Source organism: Janthinobacterium sp. TND4EL3 (assembly GCF_900156175.1).
GTDB lineage: Bacteria > Pseudomonadota > Gammaproteobacteria > Burkholderiales > Burkholderiaceae_D > Janthinobacterium.
The window spans coordinates 225,451-248,319 of record NZ_FTMV01000004.1 but is presented as its reverse complement, the minus strand read 5'-3'; the positions used below and the strand labels follow the sequence as shown (position 1 = coordinate 248,319).

The following is a 22,869-nucleotide window of genomic DNA, read 5'->3' as shown; positions in this document are numbered from 1 at the left end:
ACGGGCCCGGGGGCCGTCTCAAGAACCAAAAAACGCCAGTACATCGTCCTTGCGGGCCTGCGTATCGCGCTGTCCAAGACGGATCAGCTCGTTAGTATACGTCGATTCGAACAACAAATACGAGGCCAGCGCCGCGCCGCGCGCTTCGGCCGCGCCGATGCCCGACAACATGGTGCGTATCGGGCGGGGCAAGCTGCCGATATGCCGGCTGGCGATGGCGTCGAGCCGTTCCGAGGGCGCGATGACCAGCAGCTCCACCGGTTTCAGCGCCGTCTTTCCCAGCAATTCCGGCGGCAGCATCGACAGGGTCAGGTTGATGCGGTTCAGGCGCTCGATGTCCACGGCCAGGCCGTCGAGGAAGATCGACGACAGCGCATGGCCGGCGATCTGCGCCAGGCTCGGGTAGCGCGCCGCGTCGCCCGGTCCGGGCGCCGGCTCCGTCATGCGCCCCGCGCCCACCACCAGCACCTTGTTCGCGCCCAGGTGGATCGCCGGCGAGATAGGCGCCAGCTGGCGCATCGAGCCGTCACCGCAATACTCGCGCTGGCCGCCCACGTACAGGGGCACGGCGGGGAAGATGAAGGGAATGGCGGCCGAAGCGAGCAGGTGCTCCACGCCGATCTGGTCCTGCAGGGCCAGGCGCTGCGTCCGCACCCAGGGCGCGATCTCGGCCCCCGTCTGGTAAAACGTCATGTGGCGGCTGCCCGAATACGACGATGCCGTCACGGCCAGCGCATGCAGCAGGCCGTCGGCCAGTGCGGCATCGAGGCGCGGCAGGTCGAGCATGCGGTGCAGCAGGCTGACCAGCGGGGTATTGTCGAGCAGGGAATTGGGCGGCGACGCATGCCATTGGCGCAGCAGCCAGCCGAACGACAGCAAGGATAGCCAGCGCGCGCCCGAGCGGATCACGCCCAGCGAATCGGCGCGGTACACTTGCTCGACCTGGATGTGCTGCCACACGTCGAGCAGCTTTTGCACGCCTTCGCCGAAGTTATCGGCCCGGCAAGCCAGCGCCGTGGCATTGATGGCGCCGGCCGAAGTGCCGCAGATGATGTCGAAGGGGTTACGCGCCGGCGCCCAGCCCGCTTCCCACAGAATCGCCGAAATCGCCTGCAGCACGCCCACCTGGTAGGCGGCACGGGCGCCTCCTCCCGTGAGTATCAAGCCTGTTTTATTTTGCATTCCCATGCCGGCAGATTAGCAGGGTCTTGATACTTTGTGGAAAAGTTTGGAAGTTACTGAGTGCACCGGAAAAGGATGATACAAAGTGTGCAGAACAACATCCAGACAGACTGCCCACGTCACGGCGCCGGACAAAACCGTAGCGAGCGGAAGGGAGAGGTGGCCGAGAAGCGCAACCGTACTCTAGTACGGTGAGCATCGCAGGCCACCTATACCGACGCGCAGTAGGTTTGGTCCGGTGCCCCTAATCGCCTCGGACCATGCCTTCGCGCCGTGGATCGGCACCGCCAAACCAGAAATCCTTGCCGTGCGCGGACAGGCGCATGATGCCCTGCAGGCCCGAATTCTGTTCGATCACGCGCACCTCATGGCCCATCGCCTGCAGCGCCTCGACCTGGGCGGCCGGCGCGCGGCCCTTTTCCAGCTCCGTCGGGCCGTTGCGGCTGCCGAAGTTCGGCAGGCTGATCGCTTGCTGCACGTTCAGGCCCCAGTCCATGGTGCCGACCAACACCTTGGCGACATAATTGATGATGGACGAGCCGCCGGGCGAACCCGTCGCCAGCACGAGTTTTTGCGTGCCCTTCTCGAACACGAGGGTGGGCGACATGGCGCTGCGCGGACGCTTGCCCGCCTCGACCCGGTTGGCGACGGGGCCATCGGCATCGCGCGAATCGAACGAGAAGTCCGTCAGCTGGTTGTTCAGCAAAAAGCCGTCGACCATCTGGCGCGAGCCGAAGGCGTCTTCCACGCTGGTGGTCATCGACAGGCCGCCCCCAAAAGCATCGACGGCCACCAGGTGCGAGGTCGACGGACGCTGCAGGGCGTTGTCCATGCCCCACGCCACCTGCATGCCGGGCGGCGTGCCGGGCAAGGCCTTGCCCATGGATTTGTCGCCGATCAAGGCGGCGCGCTGCGCCAGATAGGTTTTGTCGAGCATGGAGGCGATGCCCTTGCCGGGCAGCGGCACGAAATCCGTGTCGGCCACGTAGCGGTTGCGGTCCGCATAGGCCAGGCGCCCCGCTTCCGAGAACAGGTGAATCGCCTGCGCATCGGGCACGCCGTCGACGGGCGCATACGGGCGGATGTCCTTGACTTCCAATATGCCCAGCATCTGCGCGATGGCGATGCCGCCCGACGATGGCGGCGGCATGCCGCACACGGTCCACGCCTTGTAGTCGCTGCACACGGGTTCGCGCACCTTGGCGCGGTAGCCGGCGATGTCTGCCGCCGTCAGCTTGCCCGGATTGGTCGGATGCGACGCCACCTTGGCGGCGATGTCGCGCGCGATGCGGCCGTTGTAAAAGGCGTCGGCGCCGCCGCGGGCGATCTCGCGCAGGGTGCGCGCCAGCTGCGGGTTTTTCAGCACGTGGCCGACGGGCCAGGCCTTGCCCTCGCCGTCATAGAAATACGCGGCGGCGACAGGGTCGCGCTTCAGGGCCTGGTCCCAGGTCAACAGGCCGTTGAGGCGCTGGCTGACGGGAAAGCCGCCGTGCGCCAGCTTGATGGCTGGGCCGAACAGCGTCGCCCACGGCAGCTTGCCATGCTCCTTGTGCGCCAGTTCCAGCATGCGCAGCACGCCCGGCGCGCCCACGGAACGCCCGCCCACGACGCCCGTGGCGCGCGAGACGGGGCTGCCGTCGGCATTCTGGAACAGGTGTTCGTCCGCCGCGGCCGGCGCCGTTTCGCGCCCGTCGAAGGCCTGCACGCCCTTGGCCGTGGAATACAGCAGGAAAGCGCCGCCGCCGATGCCCGACGATTGCGGCTCGACCAGCGTGAGCACCAGCTGCGTGGCGATGGCCGCGTCGATGGCGCTGCCGCCCTGTTTCAGCATCTGGTAGCCGGCATCGGCGGCCAGCGGATTGGCGGCGGCGACCATGAATTTCTGCGCCGTCCAGCCCGACTTTTCCGCATACGCGGTGGCGATTTCCGGCGCCTTTTGCGGCACTTCGGCAAATACGGGACTGGCAGCGAGGGCTCCCAGCAAGGTCAGGCTCAGCGCCAGCGGCTTCAATGCGATCATGGATTCTCCGATAAAAAAAGGGCGCACAGCCAGGCAAGGCTGTACGCCCCATACGGGGGTATCCTACATCAAATGCTCATTAGGGCACTGCCTTCGTAAGAGTGCCTGGCGATGTCCAGGGCTAGGCGCGTGGCCGAAGACAGTACGAATAGTACAAAGCCTGACAAGCCCGGGCCATGCAACAACGCTCTTGGCATTGTCCAGGTGCTCTTACTTTGGCTGCATGCGGATGGCGCCGTCCAGGCGGATCGTCTCGCCATTGAGCATGACGTTTTCCACGATGGCTTTCACCAGCTGCGCGTATTCGCCGGGCTTGCCCAGGCGCGATGGGAACGGCACCATCTTGCCCAGCGCATCCTGCACTTCGGCCGGCATGCCCAGCAGCATGGGTGTTTCGAAAATGCCGGGCGCCACCGTCATCACGCGGATGCCGTTGCGCGACAGGTCGCGCGCCATCGGCAGGGTCAGTCCCACCACGGCCGCCTTCGACGAGGCATAGGCCGCCTGGCCGATCTGGCCATCGTAAGCCGCCACGGAAGCCGTGTTGATGATGATGCCGCGCTCGCCTTCCGCCGTCGCCTCCTGTTTCGCCATGGCGTCGGCCGCCAGGCGGCACATATTGAAGGTGCCCACCAGGTTGATGTTGACGACCTTCTGGAACAGGGCCAGTGGATGCGGGCCATCCTTGCCCACGGTTTTCACGGCCGGCGCCACGCCGGCGCAGTTGACCAGGCCGCGCAAGGTGCCCAGCTGGGTCGCCGCCGCCACCACGGCCATGCCGTCTTCTTCCGACGTCACGTCGCACTGCACGAACACGCCGTTCAGTTCCGCAGCCAGCGCCTGGCCCGCCTCGGTCTGCACATCAGCCAGCACGACCTTGCCGCCGGCCGACGTCAGCATGCGCGCCGTGGCCGCGCCCAGGCCCGATGCGCCGCCCGTGATGATGAATACATTGTCCTGAATCTGCATGAAGTCTCCTGATTGGTAATGGCCGTGTACCCGGCCAGAATGGATAGATTGAATGTCGCATGATGCCACAGTTACGTTTACGTAAACGTAACGTTGGCGACAATTGTAGCCACTTTTGCCAGGCATGGCGAAAAGTGGACAAGGCGAGGCTTCAGGTAATTCAGGCGGGGCGCGCGAGGACGAAGGCGCCGGCCGTGATCAGCACGACGCCGGCCACTCTGGACAAGGTCAGAGTTTCCTGCAAGGCAATGTTACCAAGCAGCATAACCAGCAACATCGTGACGGCAGTCATCACGGGATATGCCAGGCTCATTTGCAGCTTCTCGAGCGCTATGGCATAACAGACGAAACCCAGTGCATAGGCGCCGCCGGCGCTCCCCAGCCAGAGCAGGCGCACCAGGCTAAGGCCGCTACCATTCAAGCTGGACATTTTAATCAAGAAAGTGGCGGCAGTGCTGGCGACAGCGGCCAGTGCGCACCACAGGTAGCCGGTATAGACTGGATTCATCATCTGTAGCAATTCATATCAAGGGAACATCAGTCTACATGCTGGCGCCGACCGCCAGCAGCATGCAGGCGGCAATAATACATAAACTGATGGGATCTCTGCTCACATATAGCACAGGATCTTCATTGACTTCGCCACGGAAGGATAAGGTCCATAACCGCCCCAGCCAGAAGACCAGCAAGGGCACGATACCGAGCAGAAAGTGGGGATGCGTGTACAGCACCAGGACGTTTTCCGAATTGAAGTACAACATGAACACCAACAGGGAGATAAAGCCGCTGTTCACGCCCATGATGCCGATTGGCGCTTTGTCCATTGTCGTATAGCTACGTCCGTTTGTCTTTTCCTTTCCCTGTCGCTCCAGATTGAACAATTCGCTATATCGTTTGAGCAGGGCAAGGCTGAGGAAGATAAAGAAAGAAAACGCCAGCAACCAGAACGAAGGTTCGATGTGCGTGACCGCACTGCCCCCCAGAATACGCAAGGTATACAGGATGGCCAGGGTCACGATGTCGACCATCAGCAGGCGCTTCAGATGTATAGAATAAGCCAGGGTTGTAATAAAATAGACCACTACAACCAGTAGCAACAGCGGATCAAACACGGCGCAAATGCCCAGTGCCACAATAGCCAGCAGCGGGCTTGCCAGCAGAGCAACGGGCAGCGGCAGGCTGCCCGCGGCGATCGGCCGGTGGCATTTGACGGGATGGCGCCGGTCGTCAACTGCGTCGAGTGCATCATTGAGCAGGTAGGCACTTGAGGCACATAATGAAAAAGCGACGAACGCCACGAGCGCCTGCAAGAATACCGGCATGTTCAACGCGTGGCCGGCCAACATGGGAACGAAAACCAGCAGGTTCTTCAGCCATTGACGCGGCCGCATCGCCTTGATCAGGGGCCGGCCCCATCCGGCGCGAGACGTGCCAGCCAACTGCGTCTTACTGCCGCCAGCCAGGAGGAACGGCTTGCGCGTGACGGAAAACGCATCATTGCAGGCATTCCATACGGCAATATCGACAGTGGCGTTGCCGATGTAATCAAACCCCTTCGCGCCGAAAGCGGCGGATAGCTGTCGCGCCTTGCTGTGCGCAGTGAGGTTGACACCGCCCTCGCTAGCAAACACGCGCTCAAACAGGCCCAGGTGGGCTGCGATCACGTCGGCGTAACGGCGCTGCGATCCAGTGGCCAAAACGAGCAAACGGCCCTGGGACCGCTGGCGTGCCAGGTCGGCCAGCAAAATCTGGTCATAGGGCAAGGCCGAGGGGTCAATCTCGATCATGGACGCCAGTTTGTCCTTGAAACCGGCCTTCCCCTGCAAGAGCCAGAATGGCAGGCGCCACAACTGCAGGAAACGCGTTTTGATGAAGATCAGAATCGCTTCCCATAGCAGGTCTGAATGAATCAGCGTGCCGTCGAGATCAACCACCAAGGGCAAGGCGACCGGCTCGCGCTTCATAAGTTCAGCCATGTTGAGGTCTTTCGGCACGCAATTTCAGGAACCCTGTCGAAGTCCAGACACTATCTCCGGCAGGAGACGGCTTGGCTGGCACATCCAGGCGGGCGCTCAGCGAGCACAGCATCAATGCCATGGCAACGGGAATGAAGGCATCGAACTGGCGTGCCTCATTGAATTGCCCCACCAGCGCCGTCATGGCAATCAGGCAAGGCAGGATAATCGTGCAACGGCGCAGGGAGAGCGGCGCATGGCGCCAGCCTGTGGCGGCCAGCAAGTACCACAGCAGCAATGGTGCCAGGCCGTAGACCAGTCCACGCGTATCGTTCAGCAAGAGGTTGAGGTTGAAACCCAACTTCCCACCCTCCCACGCCTGATGGGCGGGCAACAGATAGAACATCAGCAGGCGCACCAGGAAATACAATATCAGTTGCAGCGCAAGGAAGGCTGCAAGCGAACGCCAGCGCATGTGACCAAGAAAAACGAAGCCGCTGGTAACGATCAGAAACAAGGTAATTTCATGATTGAAGGTGCCCGCTACCAGCATTGCCACATAGGGCAGCAGCTCTCTGCGCAAGAGATGGTAGAGGCAGAAGGAATACACGAAAATGATGCCTATGTCGTAAAAAGTGTAGTAATGCAGTGTCGGTGCCCAGATGCACAAGATGAGGAACTGTCCGATGAAAGCGAGGTCGCTGCGAATGAACAAGGTGGCAAAGCGCCGGACAGACCACAGCATCAGGACCACGGCCAGCACTTGCGACCAGAGAAAGCTTTGAAGGGCACCCAACTGCGGCACGGCATACTGCAAAACCTGCGCAGGGAACACAAACATCACGCGGTGCTGGAACGGTGGCGCCCCCTCATAGGCCATGATCTTGTCAATCACATACCAGCTGCGCTGCACGCCGAAATACAGCAGGATGTAGCCGAACGCCGCCGTATAGACAACAAACATCACATGGTCCAGCCAGTCCTTGCCAGAAAGGGCAGGACGCCGCAGCCGGTGCAGGGTCAGCGCGGCCGTCAAGGTAAAAACACACCACAGCAACAGGCACAGATTGAGCACTCCGTACATCTTACTGATGTAAAAGTCCAGCGGATGCCTGCCTGCGTGCGCAAGCAATTTATTCAGTAATGGCAGGGAACGCCCCTGGTACGCCTCCGTCACCAAGGTACTGCCTGCCAGGAAACACAAGGCAAACAATGCCAGCGCACAGAGGGAAAACAGCGACAACAGCAAGCGTAGACGGGCAAGATTCATTTTGAGGTAACAGGTAATATCCCTGGCCAAAAGGGAGTTGCAAAATTAACACTCATATTATCACATGATGTATATAAATTGATAATCAATAACAACAACTCAGTCTGTCCGGCGAAATAGCAAAGCCGAGCAAGCAAATTCGGCAGATGAAACAGGCGGAAACGACCAGGGAACAGCGCTGTGCTAGCGGGGTCAGAAACACTGCATGAAGGCGCCGTTGCGATGGCAGATGCGGCCGTTGGCGTCGAGCGTGGCATTGCCGGCGCCGTTGTAGCGCGCGCCGGACGCATCGCGGCAACCGCCCGTATCGCAAGAGCCGATGGGTTGCGGCGCGCCTGGCATGGGGACAACCACGCCGGGCGGCATGGGTGCCGCAGGGACGACGGGCGGCGCCGTGCCCTGCACCGGCATGCGGCCTATCGCCTGCACCACCGAGCGGCGGGGCTGCACGGGTGGCGCCGTGCGGCACGGCTCGACGGCCAGTTTCGTGCTGTCGTGCGGATCGAGCCGGCAAATGGGCAGCGTTTCCGGCGCCGCCGCAGACGCCGCTCCAGCTTGGCCGCAGGCCAGTCCCACGACGACGCCAGCGAATGCCAGCATGGCGCCGTACCGAAGGTGTGCTGCTGTCGCGGTATGCATGCTGCCTCCCGAAAAACGATCCCTGCTGCATTATTGGCACACGCAGCCCCGAAGCGCAAAGTGCGTAACAATTTTTCACGGCTGACGGCGGCGCAGACATGACAGCGCCAAGCGATAACGGTGTTTTATTTCCGGCTAGCACTTTCCTTCTTGCCAGGATGGCATTACAATAAGAACGATTCTTATTCTCATTAGCGGAATTCGAGCGCAGTTTATTCTCTCTTCATTCATACCCGAGCCACCCGGAAGGCAGCCAGGAAATAACAACATCCGGAAAGTTCACCATGACACAGCGTAGTCCCGCCATCGTAGCCCCCGTCGTCACTCCCGCCCGTGCCGCCCTGCTCCTGCCCTGCCTGCTGTCGCTGGCCGTCAGCAGCGCCTGGGCCGAAGGCAACGTGGCCGCCGATCCCACCATGAACACGGTGGTCGTCACCGCTTCCGGCACGGCCATCGACATCAAGGATGCACCGGCCAGCATCAGCGTCATCACGCGCGAGGAAATCGAGCGCCAGCCCGTGTATGACCTCAACACCCTGCTGCGCCGCATCCCCGGCGTGACGGGCGGCACCAGCCCGGTGGGCGAGGAATCGAAGATCAAGCTGCGTGGCCTGCCCGACAAATACACGCTGATCCTGGTGGACGGCAAGCGCATGGGCAGTTCGGCCGACACGGCCTACCGTCCCGACCTGGGCCGCCAGGACTTGAACTGGATCTCGCCCGAGATGATCGAGCGCATCGAAGTGGTGCGCGGCCCCATGTCCTCGCTGTACGGCTCGGACGCCATGGGCGGCGTGATCAACATCATCACGCGCAAGGTGCCGGGCAAATGGAACGGCTCGGCCACGGCCAACTACACGCAGCCGCAGGACAGCGACCGCGGCACGGCGCACCAGCTGGGCGTGAACCTGGCCGGCCCCCTGTCGGAGTCGGTGGGCATGCGCATCGGCGTGGCGCAATCGAAGCAAAATCCCGATGAGCGCAGCAGCGGCAAGGCAGGCGGCATCGGTGGCGAGCGCAACCAGACCGTTACCGGCCAGCTGAACTGGGCACTGAACAACAAGCACAGCCTGTCGCTGGACGCCAGCTACGGCCGCCAGGAAGCAAGCGATTCGCCCACCGTCAATGCAAATGGCAGGCCACTGTTCGAAGCCTGGGGCGCGAGCAAGCTGATACGCAAGAGTGCCAGCCTCGGCTACGAAGGCCGCTGGGACTTCGGCAAGACCACGGTCAACCTGTATCACAACGATTACGACAACCAGTTCATCGGCACGGTGGCGAAATCCAAGGACAGCACGCTCGACGCCAGCCTGGAAAAACGGGTCGGCTGGGGCGGCATCGAGCAGATGCTGGTGATGGGCGGCCAATGGAAGCACCAGGAACTGACGAATACGGACACCATCGGCACCGTGCCCACCGATTACCTGGGCAATCCCGTGAGCGGCGCGACCTTGTCCGGCACCACCTCGGCCCTGTTTGCGGAAGATCAACTGTTCCTGCGCGACGACTTGACGGCCACGGCCGGGCTACGCCTCGACCACCACAGCAAGTTCGGCAACCACTACAGCCCCCGCCTGTACCTGGTGTACCACCCAATACCGGCCTGGACCGTCAAGGGCGGCGTGTCGCAGGGCTTCCGTGCCCCCAGCCTGAAGGAAAACGCACCGGGCGCCGCCACCCAATCGGGCGGCAACGGCTGCAACGGCCTGCGTCCCATGGGTTACATCACGGGCGGCTGCTACATGGCCGGCAACGCGGACTTGAAGCCCGAAACGAGCACGGCGGCCGAAATCGGCGTGGCGTATGAGCACAACGGCTGGGATGCTGGCTTGACGTATTTCCGCACGGATTTCAAGAACAAGATCGACTACACGCCGCTGGGCTTCTTCCAGGGACAATGGTGGACCAAAATGACGAATATCCAGAAGGCGCGCACCAGCGGGCTGGAAGGCACTTTGACCATCCCGCTGACGAAGAATGTGAACTGGCGCAACAACCTGACCTATATGGCGGAAGCGAAAAACCTGACGACAGGCGTCAACCTGCTGTCGACCCCGAAAGTATCGCTGTATTCGGCCCTGGGCTGGCAAGCCAATGAGCAACTGTATGGCGAAGTGTCGGCCCAGTACACGGGCAAGGAACTGGACGCCGAATCGCGCTCCTCCATGCGCCGCAAGCCCAACAAGGCTTACACCATCGTCGATGCCGTCGTGTCGTACAAGGTCACGCCACACTGGACCCTGCGCGGCGGCGTGGAAAACCTGTTCAAGAAGGGACCGACGAACGACGGCCTGGTCAGCTACTACGTGCCGGGACGGCGCATGTTTGCGGGCCTGACATCGCGCTTCTAAGCGGCTAGTAGCGGGGCGGCGGCGTGTCGGGCGGCGGCGTGGCCGCATTCGCCGGCACGCTGCTCAGCATCTGCCCGGCGACGGGCACCTTGTGGCCGCTCGCATACATGCATTGCTGATAAGCATTGTCGTAGCGGCGCTGCATGCCGTACGAGGAACTGTCCGCCGCGCCCGTGCCGGCCAGGGCGCCAAAGACGAGGCCCGTGCCGGCGCCCACGCCAGCGCCATGGCCGCCATCGATGGCGGCGCCGGCCGCCGCGCCGAGCAGCGTGCCCAGCGCCGCGCTGCGCACGCCGCTGTCGACGCCGGCCTGCTGCGCCGAAGCACCGCCCAGCTGGCCTTGCGCATAGCCGCGGCACTGCAGCTCATCGCTGCGGAACTGCTCAAGACTCTTGCCCGTGCCAGGCAAGACCATGACCGACGGCCCCTCCGGCAGCGCCGCGCAGGCGGCCAGCAGCAGGGGCGCCAGCACGCCGGCACGTCCCTTCAACGCTTTCGTGTTCATGTTCGTCTCCCCGTCAGCGCACGCTGGTCGGCAGCACGGCACGCCATGCAGTACTGCAATTTTTCACGTAGGGATAATAGCCTTGCGGATTGCGGCAGTAATACCACATCTGCGCCGTCGGCTCGCCGCCCTGCTCGATGTACACGGGCGGCGGCTGCACGATCACCGTGCGCCCATACGGATAAGGGTAGCCATACCACGGGTCGCCATACCATCCCGGCCCGTAGCCATACCACAAGGGCGCCCCCACCCAGAAGCCCACATGCGAATGGCCATGGAAGTGGCCGTGATGACCGTGGAAGCCGCCGTGCCGGCCCGGCTGCGCCTGGGCAAACCCGGCAACACCGCCCAATATAAGCAGCGCCAGCAGCGCGCCGCCCTTCCTCTTGCTGCTGTCCATGACATCCTCCTGCCATCCATGCCAGACTGTAAAGCTCACTCCTGGATTCCATTATTGGCAGGCGGTCGGCACAAGCAAAGGCGCTGTAACAATTGCTCACCTTTGATACGCCGGGGATATGGACGGGCGGCAAGTTTCAGCAGCGCAAAACGCAGACAGCCCCGCGGCACTGGCCACGGGGCTGCAGGAAAGCCGCCGCCTTACTGCGCGGGCACGCTTTGCACGGGCGTCGCCGGTGCCATGGCGGGCGGCGCGGGCGCATGGACGGGCGCCGGCGCGGCCACGGCCAGCCAGCCCGTGGCGGGCAGCAGCGGCACCAGCAGCAGGGCCACGATATTGATAATCTTGATCAAGGGATTGACGGCCGGTCCCGCCGTATCCTTGTACGGGTCGCCCACGGTGTCGCCCGTGACGGCCGCCTTGTGGGCGTCGGAACCCTTGCCGCCGAAATGGCCATCCTCGATGTATTTCTTGGCATTGTCCCAGGCGCCGCCGCCCGTGGTCATGGAAATGGCCACGAACAGGCCCGTGACGATGGTCCCCATCAACAGGCCACCGAGCGCCGCCGGCCCCAGCAGCATGCCGACGACGATGGGCACGACCACGGGCAGCAAGGAGGGCACGATCATTTCGCGGATGGCCGACGCCGTCAGCATGTCGACGGCCTTGTCGTACTCGGGCCGCGCCGTGCCTTCCATGATGCCCTTGATGTCGCGGAACTGGCGCCGCACTTCCACCACCACGGCGCCGGCTGCGCGGCCCACGGCTTCCATCGCCATGGCGCCGAACAGGTACGGAATCAGGCCGCCGATGAACAGGCCGACGATGACCATGGGGTTCGACAGGTCAAAGGTGATGTGCTGGCCCACGGATTCGAGCGCATGCGTGTAGTCGGCAAACAGCACCAGCGCGGCCAGGCCCGCCGAGCCGATGGCGTAGCCCTTGGTGACGGCCTTGGTGGTGTTGCCGACGGCGTCGAGCGGATCGGTGATGGCGCGCACGGAGTCGGGCAGGCCCGACATCTCCGCGATGCCGCCCGCGTTATCCGTGATGGGACCGTACGCGTCGAGGGCGACGATGATGCCGGCCATCGACAGCATCGAGGTGGCGGCGATGGCGATACCGTACAGGCCCGCCAGCTGGTACGACACGAGGATGGCGACGCAGACGGCCAGCACCGGATACGCGGTGGACTTCATCGACACGCCCAGGCCGGCGATGATATTCGTGCCGTGGCCCGTCGTCGACGCTTCGGCGATATGGCGCACGGGCTTGAAGTCCGTGCCCGTGTAGTACTCGGTGATGTAGACCATCAGGCCCGTGAGCACGATGCCGACGACGGTCGCGCCCAGCATCTTGTAGCGCATGGCGTCGTCGGGCCACAGCAGCCACGTTACCACGGCAAAGCCCACCAGCGACAGGCCGGCGGCCCACCACAGGCCCGTGTACAGGGCCGACATGATTTTCTTGCCGGGCGCCGTCTTGACCATCGAGCAGCCGACGATGGAGGCGAGGATGGAGACGGCGCCCAGCAGCAGCGGGTAGATGATGGCCGCGTTGCTGGCCTCGGCCATCAGCAGGGCGCCCAGCAGCATGGTGGCGATCAGCGTCACGACATAGGTTTCGAACAGGTCGGCCGCCATGCCGGCGCAGTCGCCCACGTTATCGCCCACGTTGTCGGCGATGACGGCCGGGTTGCGCGGGTCGTCCTCGGGGATGCCCGCCTCGACCTTGCCCACCAGGTCCGCGCCCACGTCGGCCCCCTTGGTGAAAATGCCGCCGCCGAGCCGCGCAAAGATGGAAATGAGCGAGGCGCCGAAGGCCAGGCCGATCAGGGGCTTGATCAGGTCATGCTGCGTGAGGCCGGGTGCGCCCGTCGTCACCAGCAGCCAGTAGAACAGGGTCACGCCCAGCAAGCCCAGGCCGACGACCAGCATGCCCGTGATCGCGCCGCCCTTGAAGGCCACGTTCAAAGCCTGGTTGATGCCCAGGGTGGCCGCCTGCGCCGTGCGCACATTGGCCCGCACCGAGACATTCATGCCGATGAAGCCGCAGGCGCCCGACAGCACGGCGCCGATCAGGAAGCCCAGCGCCGTGTGCAGGCCAAGCAGCACATAGATGGCGATCAGCAGCGCCACGCCGACGATGGCGATGGTGCGGTACTGGCGCGCCAGGTAGGCGGCCGCGCCCTGCTGGATGGCCAGGGCGATTTCCTGCATGCGCGCGTTGCCGGGATCCTGGCGCAGGATCCAGCTGCGCGACACCAAACCATATACCACTGCGACCACGCCGCAGGCTACCGCAAACCAAAGACTGGCTGCCATATCGTCCCCTTCTGTTTTTATCCGACGTCATTGCCGACAGCTGCAGACCGCACCGGGTAGGCGCGCGCAGCCAGGAAAACACGACCTGCAAAAAACTTCAACTACGAAAACGTAAGGCATACGGCCATGCTTGCAGTCTGCCTGAAAAGCGGGCGAAAAAAAAGCGGACACCGAGGTCCGCTTTTCAATACTGCTTAGTCCGCCAGGGCGGCAAAGGCGCTGTCGCGGATTTGCTCGACCGGACCGACGCCGGCGATGCGGCGGTATTTCGGTGCGCCCGGCAGGCCGGACTTGGCCCAGTCGTTGTAGTAGCCGAGCAAGACCTTGGTCTGGTTGTGGTACACGTCCAGGCGCTTCTTGACGGTTTCAGCCTTGTCGTCGTCGCGCTGGATCAGCGGCTCGCCCGTGATGTCGTCGATGCCGTCGACCTTGGGCGGATTGAATTTGACGTGGTAGACGCGGCCCGAACCCGGGTGGCTGCGGCGGCCATCCATGCGCTCGATGATGGACTCATCCGGCACGTCGATTTCCAGCACGTAGTCGACATTGATGCCGGCATCTTTCATGGCGTCCGCTTGCGCGATGGTGCGCGGGAAGCCGTCGAACAGGTAGCCATTGGCGCAATCGGCTTCCTGCAGGCGGTTCTTGACCAGGCCGATCATGATGTCGTCCGACACGAGGCCGCCCGCATCCATGACTTTCTTCGCTGCCAGGCCCAGTTCCGTGCCTTCCTTGATCGCCGCGCGCAGCATGTCGCCCGTGGAAATTTGTGGAATATTGTATTTTTCTTTGATGAAGTTAGCTTGGGTGCCCTTGCCGGCACCGGGTGCTCCTAAAAGTATCAGACGCATTGAAAGTTCCTAAAAAACAGATTTTGGATGGTGGTATGTGTAATTTTTTTTAGATGGTGTTGCAATGACTATCTTTCCCTACGAAACTTACCACAAAAAATCCCCGCAACGCCAGTTTGCTGTCGAATTGCTATGCCCTGATTGATCAAAGCCAGCAAATATCGCTGCAGACGTTTCAAAATGTGGTTTTTTGTGGCAGGCCCCGCATAAAGTTTTTCTCGCGCACGCACGGCGCCTGAAAAACGTTCAGGGCAAGGCAGCCATGGACGTTTTCTCAGGTGGCGTGGCGGTAGTGCGCCTGCACGCGTTCCAGATCTTCCGGCGTGTCCACGCCGGCGGCCGGGGCCGAGTCCGTGACGTGCACGGCGATGGCATAGCCGTGCCACAGCACGCGCAGCTGCTCCAGCGCCTCGATCGCTTCGAGCGGCGACGCGGACAGTTGTGGATATTCTTGCAGGAAAGCGTTGCTGTACGCATACAGGCCGATATGGCGCAGCGGCACGTAGCCCTGCGGCAAGTTTTCACGGGACTGGGCGAAGCCGTCACGGTGCCACGGAATCGTTGCACGTGAGAAATACAAGGCACGGTTTGCCTTGTCCAGCACCACTTTGACAACATTCGGATTGAAGGCCTCAAGCACGTCGTGCAGCCGATGGGCGCACGTGGCCATGAGCACGGCGGCGCTGATCTGCGCCGCGCAGGCGGCCAGCAGGGCCGGATCGATCAGCGGTTCGTCGCCCTGCAGGTTGACGACGACGGCGTCCGGCGGCAAGGCGAGCGTGCGCGCCACTTCGGCGATGCGGTCCGTGCCCGACGGATGGTCGGCGCGCGTCATGCACACTTCCACGCCATGCGCGGCGCAGGCGTCGCGGATGATGTCGTGGTCGGTGGCGACGATGACGCGCGCGGCGCCAGAGAGCGCCGCCTGCTCGGCCACGCGCACCACCATGGGCTTGCCGCCCAGGTCGGCCAGCGGCTTGTTCGGCAGGCGCGTCGAGGCCAGGCGGGCCGGGATGATGACGATGAACGCCATCGTTATTCCACTGCGTCTTGCAGGGTGCGCGCTTCGTCCGCCCACATGATGGGGATGCCATCGCGGATAGGATAGGCGAGGCGGTCGGCGCGGCAAATCAGTTCCTGCGCCTTCTTATCGTGTTCAAGCGGGCCCTTGCAAACAGGGCAGACCAGGATATCAAGCAGTCGAGCGTCCACGACATTTCTCCACAATTTGTTGGGCCAGCGCGCTATCGATGCGCGCACTGACCGGGACGACCCACAGTCTCGGGTCATCTTTGAGATGTTCAATTTGCGCACATTTTACTGCATCCTTCTCGGTGATCAAGATCACATCCGTGTCGAGGGCAGCAAATGGCTGGTCGAGGAAATCGTGATGGTCGGGCAAGGGCAGCTCGGCAAAGTGCAATCCGGCCCCGCGCAGCATGGCGAAGAAACGCCGGGGGTTGCCGATGCCGGCCGCCGCCACGATGCGCTGGCCGCCGGCCGCCAGGGTTTCAAGCGGCATGCACTCGCTGCGGTCCGTCAAGCGCTCGGCCACCCCGCCATCGAGCCGCATCTGCACCACCAGGGAGCCCTTGGGCGCGACCTGGTCCACCAGCGCCGGCGCCAGCGCGGGCGCATTGATCACCGTCACGTCGCGCCGGCGGCGCGGCGATTCGCGCAAGGGTCCGGCCGGCAGCAGCCAGCCATTGCCCGCGCCGCGGCCGTCGAACAGCACGATTTCCACGTCGCGCCGCAAGGCGTAATGCTGCAAGCCGTCGTCCGTCACCAGCACGTCGACCTCGGGGTGCGCGGCCAGCAGCGCCCTGCCCGCTTGCGCGCGGTCGCGCCCCACCATCACGGGGCAGCCGCCGCGCTGGAAGATCAGCAGCGGCTCGTCGCCCACCTGCTGCGGCGTGGAAGCAGCGGTGACGGCGCGCGGCGAGCGGTCGGCGCTGCCGTGACCACGCGAAATGACGCCCGGGCGCATGCCCGCGTCGCGCAAGGCTTGCACCAGCCAGATCGTCAGCGGCGTCTTGCCCGTGCCGCCGATAAAGATATTGCCGACGACGACGACCGGCACGGGCAGGCGCGCCGATGTCAGGATGTTGGCGCGGTACAAAACGCGCCGCACGGCGCTCAGGGCGCCGAACAGCAGGGACACGGGCCACAGGGCGCACGCCAGCGGGCCGCGCGTCAGCCAGGCGCGGGTCAATGTGGTTTCAAGCTTGGCAGGGGAAGATGTGGGCATGAGGGAAGACGTAAGAGTGGTGTAGGTCGGATTAGCCGCGCCGCCAGGCGCAGCGTAATCCGACATGCTCGGCTGCGGCTTGTGTCGGCTTACGCCGTTCCGGCTAAGCCGACCTACTTGCTGCCGCCCGCCTGCGCCGCGAACGTCAGCTTTTCATAGCCGGCCAGGCGCGCCGCTTCCATCACGTGGATGACCATCTGGTGCATGGCGAACTGGTCGGCGTTGACCACCACCACGGGCGTCTGCGCGGGTGCCTTGCCGCCATTGGCCGCCTTCGCCGCCGCCTGCAGGGCATCGGCCAGGCCGGCCACGTCGCGGAACGAGACGGGTTCGCGGTTGACCGTGTAATTGCCCTTGGCATCGATCGTGACGTCGATCTGCTGCGGCTTGTCCTTGGCCTGCTCGGCGTCGGCCGTCGGCAAGGTGATCTGCAGCTCCGTAAACTTGCTGTAGGTGGTGCTGACCATGAGGAAGATCAGGATCACCAGCAGCACGTCGATGAACGGGATCAGGTTGATTTCGGGGTCTTCACGCCCCTTGCCTTTACGGAAGTTCATTTGCGGCCACTGTGGACGATGTCGACGAACTTGACGGCTTGCTGCTCCATGTCAATGACGAAGCTGTCGACGAGGGCGCGGAAATGGCGATAGAAGACCAGGGTCGGCATGGCGATGGCCAGGCCGAAGCCCGTGTTATACAGGGCCACCGAGATGCCGTGCGCCAGTTGGGCGGGATTCGAGCCGCTGGCGTTTTGCGAACCGAAGATCTCGATCATGCCCACCACCGTGCCGAACAGACCCATCAGCGGCGCCAGGGTGGCGATCGTGCCCAGGGTCGTCAGGAACCGCTCCAGCGTGTGGGCCACGCCGCTGCCCGCCTCTTCGATCGATTCCTTCATCACCTCGCGCGGCGCATCGACGTTGCGCAGGGCGGCGGCCAGCACCACGCCCAGCGGCGAATTGTCTTCCAGCTTCGCCACCGTATCCGGCGTGATCTTACCGCTGCGATACACCTGCACCACTTCATCGAACAGCTTGCGGGGCAAGATCTTGCCTCGGCGCAAGTACAGCAGGCGCTCGACGATCAGGGCCAGGGCGACGATGGAAGCGATCAACAACAGCCAGATGGGCCAGCCGGCGGCTTGAAATATAGCGAGCAAAAGAAACTCCTGGTAAATCCTGGTAAAGGGAAGGCGGTGAATCGCCGGACAGCCTGTATTGTACCGAGCGCCGAAGACCGATTGTACGTCTGCGCAGGAATGGCGCAATGTAGCGCGTTGCCGCGCCGGCGGCAAGTGGCGCCTGCATGGCACTTGTCCACACGGCGCGGCGGGCGCGCGTTGCCAGCGCTCAGTTTTGCACACTTTGTGTGGATAAGATTGTGAGCAAGCATGAAGTACAACATGCAAGCCATTGATTTACATGAATATTATCATGCTGCGCAAAATACAGGCATAGCAGCTTATCGGCAGTAGTCAATATCAATAAATTAATACTTGCAGAGTTCTGCACATTTACTGTGGACAAGATTGTGCGCAAAGCCGTGGAATTCATCTAAGTCATTGATTTTAAACAAAATTAAATCAATGAGTAAAAAAGTGGCAGCCAGCGCACAATCGGCGGCAGATGGAGCATCAAAGTTTTGCACACAATCTGTGGACAAGATTGTGCGCAAGCGCAAAGATAAGCGTTAAGTACCTTGATTTATATCGTTTTTATTGCCTTGTATAAAAATATGGCAAGGACCGGAAAGCCGGGTTTTTAGCGTCACATTTCACCGCAAAAACACAGTTTTCCACCGCGAAGCCAGTTTCACACATAAAGTGTGGATAAGATTGTGAGCAAGCCGATTGACTCCATGCAAGAGCATTGATTTTAAAGGAGTTTTTTTCGATGCTGAAAAATAAGGCAGCGCAAGCGCCTGCTCGCGCGGTGGAAAACCCGGAGAAAAAACGAAATGATTTAGCCGGTTTTGCACATATTCTGTGGATAAGATTGTGAGCAAGGCGCACGACTAAACGCTAGACCCTTGATCTATATGGGGATTTTGATGCTGCGCAAAATTCAGGCAAGCCATGCCATGGGCCTTCCGGTGGATAAATCCGGTGCCGCGCCAGAGTTCTGCACATTTTTTGTGGATAAGATTGTGCGCAAGGCCATGCATGGCATACTAAGTACTTGATTTCCATGCACTTTATTTCCGTGCGCAAAAATGTAGCACGGCATTTTTGCTCATCCAAAGTAGCCAGCCCGGCAACGTTTGTCCAAGGCAAAAAGTTCCGCACACTTTCTGTGGATAACTTTGTGCGTAAGTGGCAGGGGCTACACTGATGTGCTTGATATTAAAGGATTTTTTCCCTGTGCACGCAAATCAGGCATGCAGGAATTCTGCATGAAATCAAATACTTAGAAATAGAACTTGTTGTTTTGCACGATATATGACATAAGCATGACCTCGCCGATAATATGTGGACAGTTCCCTCCCCCATAGCACCAGATGATGACCGATACTCCAACTGACAGCGGCTTTGCCGCCCCGCCCGTGCTGACCGTCAGCGCCCTGAACCAGGCCGTCGCGCGCCTGCTCGAGCGCTCGTTTCCCCTGACCTGGATCGCCGGCGAGATTTCCAACTTCACGCGCGCCGCCTCCGGCCACTGGTATTTCACCCTGAAGGACGATGGCGCCCAGGTGCGCGCCGTGATGTTCCGCGGCCGCGCCCAGTTTGCCGGCTTCACGCCGCGCGAAGGCGACAAGGTCGAAGTGCGCGCCCTCGTCACCCTGTACGGCGCGCGCGGCGATTACCAGATCAACGTGGAAGCCATCCGACGCGCCGGCGTGGGCGCCCTGTACGAAGCGTTCCAGCGCCTGAAGGAAAAGCTGGCCGCGCAGGGCCTGTTCGACCAGGAACGCAAGCGCGCCATCCCCATGTTCGCGCGCAGCATCGGCATCGTCACCAGCCCGCAGGCGGCCGCCCTGCGCGACGTGCTGATCGCGCTCAAACGCCGCGCGCCGCACGTGGCCATCATTCTGTATCCGACGCCCGTGCAGGGCCAGCAGGCGCCGGAAAAGATCGCGCACGCCATCCGCACGGCATCAGCCAGGGCCGAGTGCGACGTGCTGCTGGTGTGCCGTGGCGGCGGCAGCATCGAGGATTTATGGTCGTTCAACGATGAAGCCGTGGCGCACGCGATCGCCGATTGTTCCATGCCCGTGATCAGCGGCGTGGGCCACGAGACGGATTTCACTATCGCCGACTTCGCGGCCGACCTGCGCGCGGCCACGCCGACGGCGGCGGCCGAACTGGCGGCCACGCCGCGCGCGGACTGGATGGCGTCCCTGCGCGCCGATGCGGCCGACCTGCGCCGCGCCATGCGCCGCAGCCTCGACGACGCGGCGCAGACCCTGGACCGCCACAGCCGCCGCCTGCTCAATCCGACAGCGCAACTGCGGCAGCAGCGCCTGCAGCTGCTGGCCCTGTCGACGGCCATGACGCATGCGGCGCGCGCGCCCGTGAACCAGTCGCAGTACGCACTGGAACGCCTGCGCAGCCGCTGGGCCGCCGTGCGGCCCGACGTCACGGCGCCGCGCGCCCGCCTGGCCGAAGCGCAGCGGCGCGGCGGCGCGGCCATGGCGCAGCTGCTCAGCCAGCGGCGCCACCGCCTCGACGGGCTGGCGGCGCAACTGGAGTTGTTGAATCCGCAGCGCACGCTGGAACGCGGCTACGCGATATTGCGCGACGAAAAGGGAAACATCGTCCGCTCGCCGGCCCAGCTGCAGGCGCGCCAGAACGTCAACGTGCGCCTGGCCGAAGGCAGCGCGCAGATCGGCATCGCCAGCGTGCAGGCAATGCTGGAATAGCCCGCAGGCGCGCGCCCCATGGGCAAATCTGCAGCAATGGCGCATCCGCTTTACAATAGTGGCTCGTTCAGCAAGAATGCTTGATTCAAGCACGCATGGCTCAACCTTCCGGCCCAGGCCGGATGACTCCGAACACTCACCACAAAGGGACATCACATGGAACATACTCTGCCACCACTGCCATATGAAATGGACGCTCTGGCGCCGCATATTTCGAAAGAAACCCTGGAATACCACTATGCCAAGCATCATCAGGCGTATGTCACCAACTTGAACAACCTGATCAAGGGTACCGAGTTCGAGAACCTGTCGCTGGAAGACATCATCAAGAAATCGTCGGGCGGCATCTTCAACAATGCGGCGCAAGTGTGGAACCACACCTTCTACTGGAACGGCATGAAGCCGGCCGGCGGCGGCGCGCCTACCGGTGCCGTGGCTGACGCGATCAACGCCAAATGGTCGTCGTTCGACAAGTTCAAGGAAGAATTCACCAAGTCGTGCGTGGGCAACTTCGGTTCGGGCTGGACCTGGCTGGTACAAAAAGCCGACGGTTCCGTCGACATCGTCAACACCTCGAACGCCGGCTGCCCGCTGACCACCGGCGACAAGCCACTGCTGACCTGCGACGTGTGGGAACACGCCTACTACATCGACTACCGCAACCTGCGCGCCAAGTACGTGGAAACGTTCTGGGGCCTGGTGAACTGGGACTTCGTTGCCAAGAACTTCGCGTAAGCGCGTTCCTGACAACGGAAACCGGACGCGCCCGCGGCATTAACCGCCGCGGCGCATCAAAGGGAAGCCTGAGCCACGCGCCAGGCTTCTTTTTTTTGTCCTTGCAGAAAGTGCACGCGGGCCGGGCGCCGGTTCAAACGGACCAAGGCCGCGCGCCAGTTGGTATAAGATGCAAAAAAAACAGCCTTCATCCCGCGCCCTGCCCTGTTCTACTTGCTGAAAGACAACAATGAAAAAAATCATGCTTGCCTTGCTGCTCTGCGCCTCCGGTTCCGCCTTCGCCAATTCCGCCTGCGACACGCCACGCAACGACTTTGACGGCCTGTATTGCCTGAACAAGGTGTACCAGGAAGCGGACAAGGAACTGAACGCCAACTACAAGACCCTCGCTGCCAAGCTCGATGCCGGCGGCAAGCAAAGCCTGAAATCGGGCCAGCTGGCATGGATCGAAAAACGCAACAAGACGTGTTCGAAGCGCGAACCGTCGGGCTTCTACGTCAACCTCGATTGCGCCACCCAGACCACCATCGAACGGGCGCAATTCCTGCAGGACCGCGTGCGCGAATGCGTGAGCGCCGGCTGCCAGAACAGCAAACTGTGACGTAACACTGCGCCAGCGCAAACGGGGCCACGGACAAGGGTCTACACTGGCGGCTCCGATTCCTTTTTCGCGCCATGTCCATGAGCAAGCTTGTCGACATTTCACTCAGCCACTGGGATGCCCGTGCCAGCCCGGCACAGCAGGAGACGGCCTTGCAGGCGCTCGAAGACGGCCGCGTGATCGTGCTGCCGGACCTCGCATTTCCCTTGCAGAAGGAAGAATACCCGCTGCTCAACGGCACGGCCGGCAGCGCCAAGAACATCAGCTGGGACCCGGCGCGCGGCGTGCGGGGCCAGGGCGATGCCCACGATGCGGCCCTGCTGGCCGCACTGATGCAGCGCTATGCGCATCACACGCGCAGCCTGCTGGCCAGCCTGCTGCCCCGCTACCTGCCCCACTTGCAACAAGGCAAGGGCAGCTTCCGTCCCGTGGAAGTCGCCGGCCGCGTCACCTCCTGGCGCAAGGATGACACGCGCCTGCACATCGACAGCTTTCCCTCCTCGCCCACGCAGGGCCGACGCATCTTGCGCGTCTTCACCAACATCCATCCGCGCGACGCGCCCCGCGTGTGGAAACTGGGCGCGCCGTTCGAACAGGTGGCGCAGCATTTTTTACCCCTTGCAAAGCGTCCGCAGCCCGTGCTGGCGGCGCTGCTGCATCGGCTGCACGTCACCAAGTCGCGGCGCACGCCCTACGACCACTACATGCTGCAACTGCACGACGCCATGAAGGCCGATCTCGCTTACCAGGCGCAGGTGGAACAGCAGACGCACGCATTCGCGCCGGGCCAGACGTGGATCGTCTTCAGCGACGCCGTATCGCACGCTGCCCTGCGGGGACAACATGCGCTGGAGCAAACCTGGCTGCTGCCCGTGGGCGCCATGGCCGCGCCCGACAAGTCGCCGCTGGCCATCCTCGAGCGCCAGTTGCGACGCCCGCTGGCCTGGCGCAGCGGCTAGCA

The 22,869-nt window shown here is 62.6% G+C and carries 23 protein-coding genes; 6 read left to right on the top strand and 17 right to left on the bottom strand.

Annotation, left to right across the window (positions count from 1 at the left end):
• Positions 1-18 precede the first annotated feature (18 nt).
• From BXA07_RS09345 to BXA07_RS09315, 7 genes are all read right to left on the bottom strand, one after another.
• A complete protein-coding gene (locus BXA07_RS09345; RefSeq protein WP_076567526.1) occupies positions 19-1,188 on the bottom strand; it encodes a patatin-like phospholipase family protein in 1,170 nt (389 codons plus the stop codon).
• Positions 1,189-1,426: 238 nt separating this feature from the next.
• Complete coding sequence (gene ggt / locus BXA07_RS09340) at positions 1,427-3,202, bottom strand: gamma-glutamyltransferase (RefSeq protein ID WP_076567524.1); 1,776 nt, start codon at positions 3,200-3,202, stop codon at positions 1,427-1,429.
• 210 nt (positions 3,203-3,412) lie between these two features.
• The gene (locus BXA07_RS09335; protein WP_076567523.1) at positions 3,413-4,171 is read right to left on the bottom strand and encodes a 3-hydroxyacyl-CoA dehydrogenase; all 759 of its coding nucleotides are present in this window, start codon (positions 4,169-4,171) and stop codon (positions 3,413-3,415) included.
• Between the two features lie 160 nt (positions 4,172-4,331).
• Positions 4,332-4,682: an SMR family transporter gene (locus tag BXA07_RS09330; RefSeq protein WP_083708121.1), complete on the bottom strand. Its 351-nt coding sequence runs from the start codon at positions 4,680-4,682 to the stop codon at positions 4,332-4,334.
• A gap of 31 nt (positions 4,683-4,713) precedes the next feature.
• On the bottom strand, positions 4,714-6,147 hold the full coding sequence (locus tag BXA07_RS09325) for a UbiA family prenyltransferase (protein WP_083708120.1): 1,434 nt from the start codon (positions 6,145-6,147) through the stop codon (positions 4,714-4,716).
• Positions 6,140-7,396: a hypothetical protein gene (locus BXA07_RS09320; protein WP_139335503.1), complete on the bottom strand. Its 1,257-nt coding sequence runs from the start codon at positions 7,394-7,396 to the stop codon at positions 6,140-6,142. The genes BXA07_RS09325 and BXA07_RS09320 overlap by 8 nt, the downstream gene beginning before the upstream one ends.
• A 192-nt stretch (positions 7,397-7,588) precedes the next feature.
• On the bottom strand, positions 7,589-7,996 hold the full coding sequence (locus tag BXA07_RS09315; protein ID WP_076567517.1) for a hypothetical protein: 408 nt from the start codon (positions 7,994-7,996) through the stop codon (positions 7,589-7,591).
• Positions 7,997-8,319: 323 nt separating this feature from the next.
• Between BXA07_RS09315 and BXA07_RS09310 the strand changes: the two genes are divergently transcribed.
• Complete coding sequence (locus BXA07_RS09310) at positions 8,320-10,386, top strand: TonB-dependent receptor domain-containing protein (protein ID WP_083708119.1); 2,067 nt, start codon at positions 8,320-8,322, stop codon at positions 10,384-10,386.
• A gap of 4 nt (positions 10,387-10,390) precedes the next feature.
• On the opposite strand, the gene BXA07_RS09305 is transcribed toward BXA07_RS09310, so the two are convergent.
• The 9 genes from BXA07_RS09305 to BXA07_RS09265 all read right to left on the bottom strand — a co-directional run bounded on the left by BXA07_RS09305 (position 10,391) and on the right by BXA07_RS09265 (position 17,873).
• Positions 10,391-10,891, bottom strand: coding sequence for a glycine zipper family protein (locus tag BXA07_RS09305; protein ID WP_076567515.1), 501 nt, complete (start codon positions 10,889-10,891; stop codon positions 10,391-10,393).
• A gap of 13 nt (positions 10,892-10,904) precedes the next feature.
• A complete protein-coding gene (locus BXA07_RS09300; protein WP_076567514.1) occupies positions 10,905-11,291 on the bottom strand; it encodes a hypothetical protein in 387 nt (128 codons plus the stop codon).
• Between the two features lie 200 nt (positions 11,292-11,491).
• Positions 11,492-13,615 (bottom strand): sodium-translocating pyrophosphatase, encoded by a 2,124-nt coding sequence (locus tag BXA07_RS09295; protein WP_076567512.1) that lies wholly within the window; start codon positions 13,613-13,615, stop codon positions 11,492-11,494.
• Between the two features lie 194 nt (positions 13,616-13,809).
• Positions 13,810-14,466 carry an adenylate kinase gene (gene adk, locus BXA07_RS09290; RefSeq protein ID WP_076567510.1) on the bottom strand — a complete coding sequence of 219 codons (657 nt, stop codon included), beginning with the start codon at positions 14,464-14,466 and terminating at the stop codon, positions 13,810-13,812.
• A gap of 274 nt (positions 14,467-14,740) precedes the next feature.
• On the bottom strand, positions 14,741-15,499 hold the full coding sequence (kdsB, locus tag BXA07_RS09285) for a 3-deoxy-manno-octulosonate cytidylyltransferase (RefSeq protein WP_076567508.1): 759 nt from the start codon (positions 15,497-15,499) through the stop codon (positions 14,741-14,743).
• A 2-nt stretch (positions 15,500-15,501) separates the two neighbouring features.
• The gene (locus BXA07_RS09280; protein WP_010395789.1) at positions 15,502-15,678 is read right to left on the bottom strand and encodes a Trm112 family protein; all 177 of its coding nucleotides are present in this window, start codon (positions 15,676-15,678) and stop codon (positions 15,502-15,504) included.
• Entirely contained in the window at positions 15,659-16,714 is a 1,056-nt protein-coding gene (lpxK, locus tag BXA07_RS09275; RefSeq protein ID WP_076567507.1) for a tetraacyldisaccharide 4'-kinase, read from the bottom strand. The genes BXA07_RS09280 and lpxK overlap by 20 nt, the downstream gene beginning before the upstream one ends.
• Before the next feature lie 113 nt (positions 16,715-16,827).
• Positions 16,828-17,271, bottom strand: coding sequence for an ExbD/TolR family protein (locus BXA07_RS09270; RefSeq protein ID WP_076567505.1), 444 nt, complete (start codon positions 17,269-17,271; stop codon positions 16,828-16,830).
• Entirely contained in the window at positions 17,268-17,873 is a 606-nt protein-coding gene (locus BXA07_RS09265) for a MotA/TolQ/ExbB proton channel family protein (RefSeq protein WP_076567504.1), read from the bottom strand. The genes BXA07_RS09270 and BXA07_RS09265 overlap by 4 nt, the downstream gene beginning before the upstream one ends.
• Positions 17,874-18,763: 890 nt before the next feature.
• On the opposite strand from BXA07_RS09265, the gene BXA07_RS31595 reads away from it, so the two are divergent.
• The 3 genes from BXA07_RS31595 (at position 18,764) to BXA07_RS09255 (ending at position 21,307) form a co-directional block, all read left to right on the top strand.
• Positions 18,764-18,895 (top strand): hypothetical protein, encoded by a 132-nt coding sequence (locus BXA07_RS31595; protein WP_280175048.1) that lies wholly within the window; start codon positions 18,764-18,766, stop codon positions 18,893-18,895.
• A gap of 315 nt (positions 18,896-19,210) precedes the next feature.
• Positions 19,211-20,572, top strand: a complete 1,362-nt coding sequence (gene xseA, locus BXA07_RS09260) for an exodeoxyribonuclease VII large subunit (RefSeq protein ID WP_076567502.1) — start codon at positions 19,211-19,213, stop codon at positions 20,570-20,572.
• Between the two features lie 156 nt (positions 20,573-20,728).
• Positions 20,729-21,307, top strand: coding sequence for a superoxide dismutase (locus BXA07_RS09255; RefSeq protein WP_076567501.1), 579 nt, complete (start codon positions 20,729-20,731; stop codon positions 21,305-21,307).
• A gap of 39 nt (positions 21,308-21,346) precedes the next feature.
• Here the strand turns inward: BXA07_RS09255 and BXA07_RS30765 are convergent, their stop codons facing one another.
• Positions 21,347-21,550 (bottom strand): hypothetical protein, encoded by a 204-nt coding sequence (locus BXA07_RS30765; RefSeq protein ID WP_170909626.1) that lies wholly within the window; start codon positions 21,548-21,550, stop codon positions 21,347-21,349.
• On the opposite strand from BXA07_RS30765, the gene BXA07_RS09250 reads away from it, so the two are divergent.
• Both BXA07_RS09250 and BXA07_RS09245 read left to right on the top strand, forming a co-directional pair.
• Positions 21,549-21,908, top strand: a complete 360-nt coding sequence (locus BXA07_RS09250; RefSeq protein WP_244556231.1) for a lysozyme inhibitor LprI family protein — start codon at positions 21,549-21,551, stop codon at positions 21,906-21,908. The two genes, BXA07_RS30765 and BXA07_RS09250, sit on opposite strands and share 2 nt — an antisense overlap.
• Positions 21,909-21,988: 80 nt before the next feature.
• On the top strand, positions 21,989-22,867 hold the full coding sequence (locus tag BXA07_RS09245) for a Kdo hydroxylase KdoO (RefSeq protein WP_083708118.1): 879 nt from the start codon (positions 21,989-21,991) through the stop codon (positions 22,865-22,867).
• Positions 22,868-22,869: the final 2 nt, after the last annotated feature.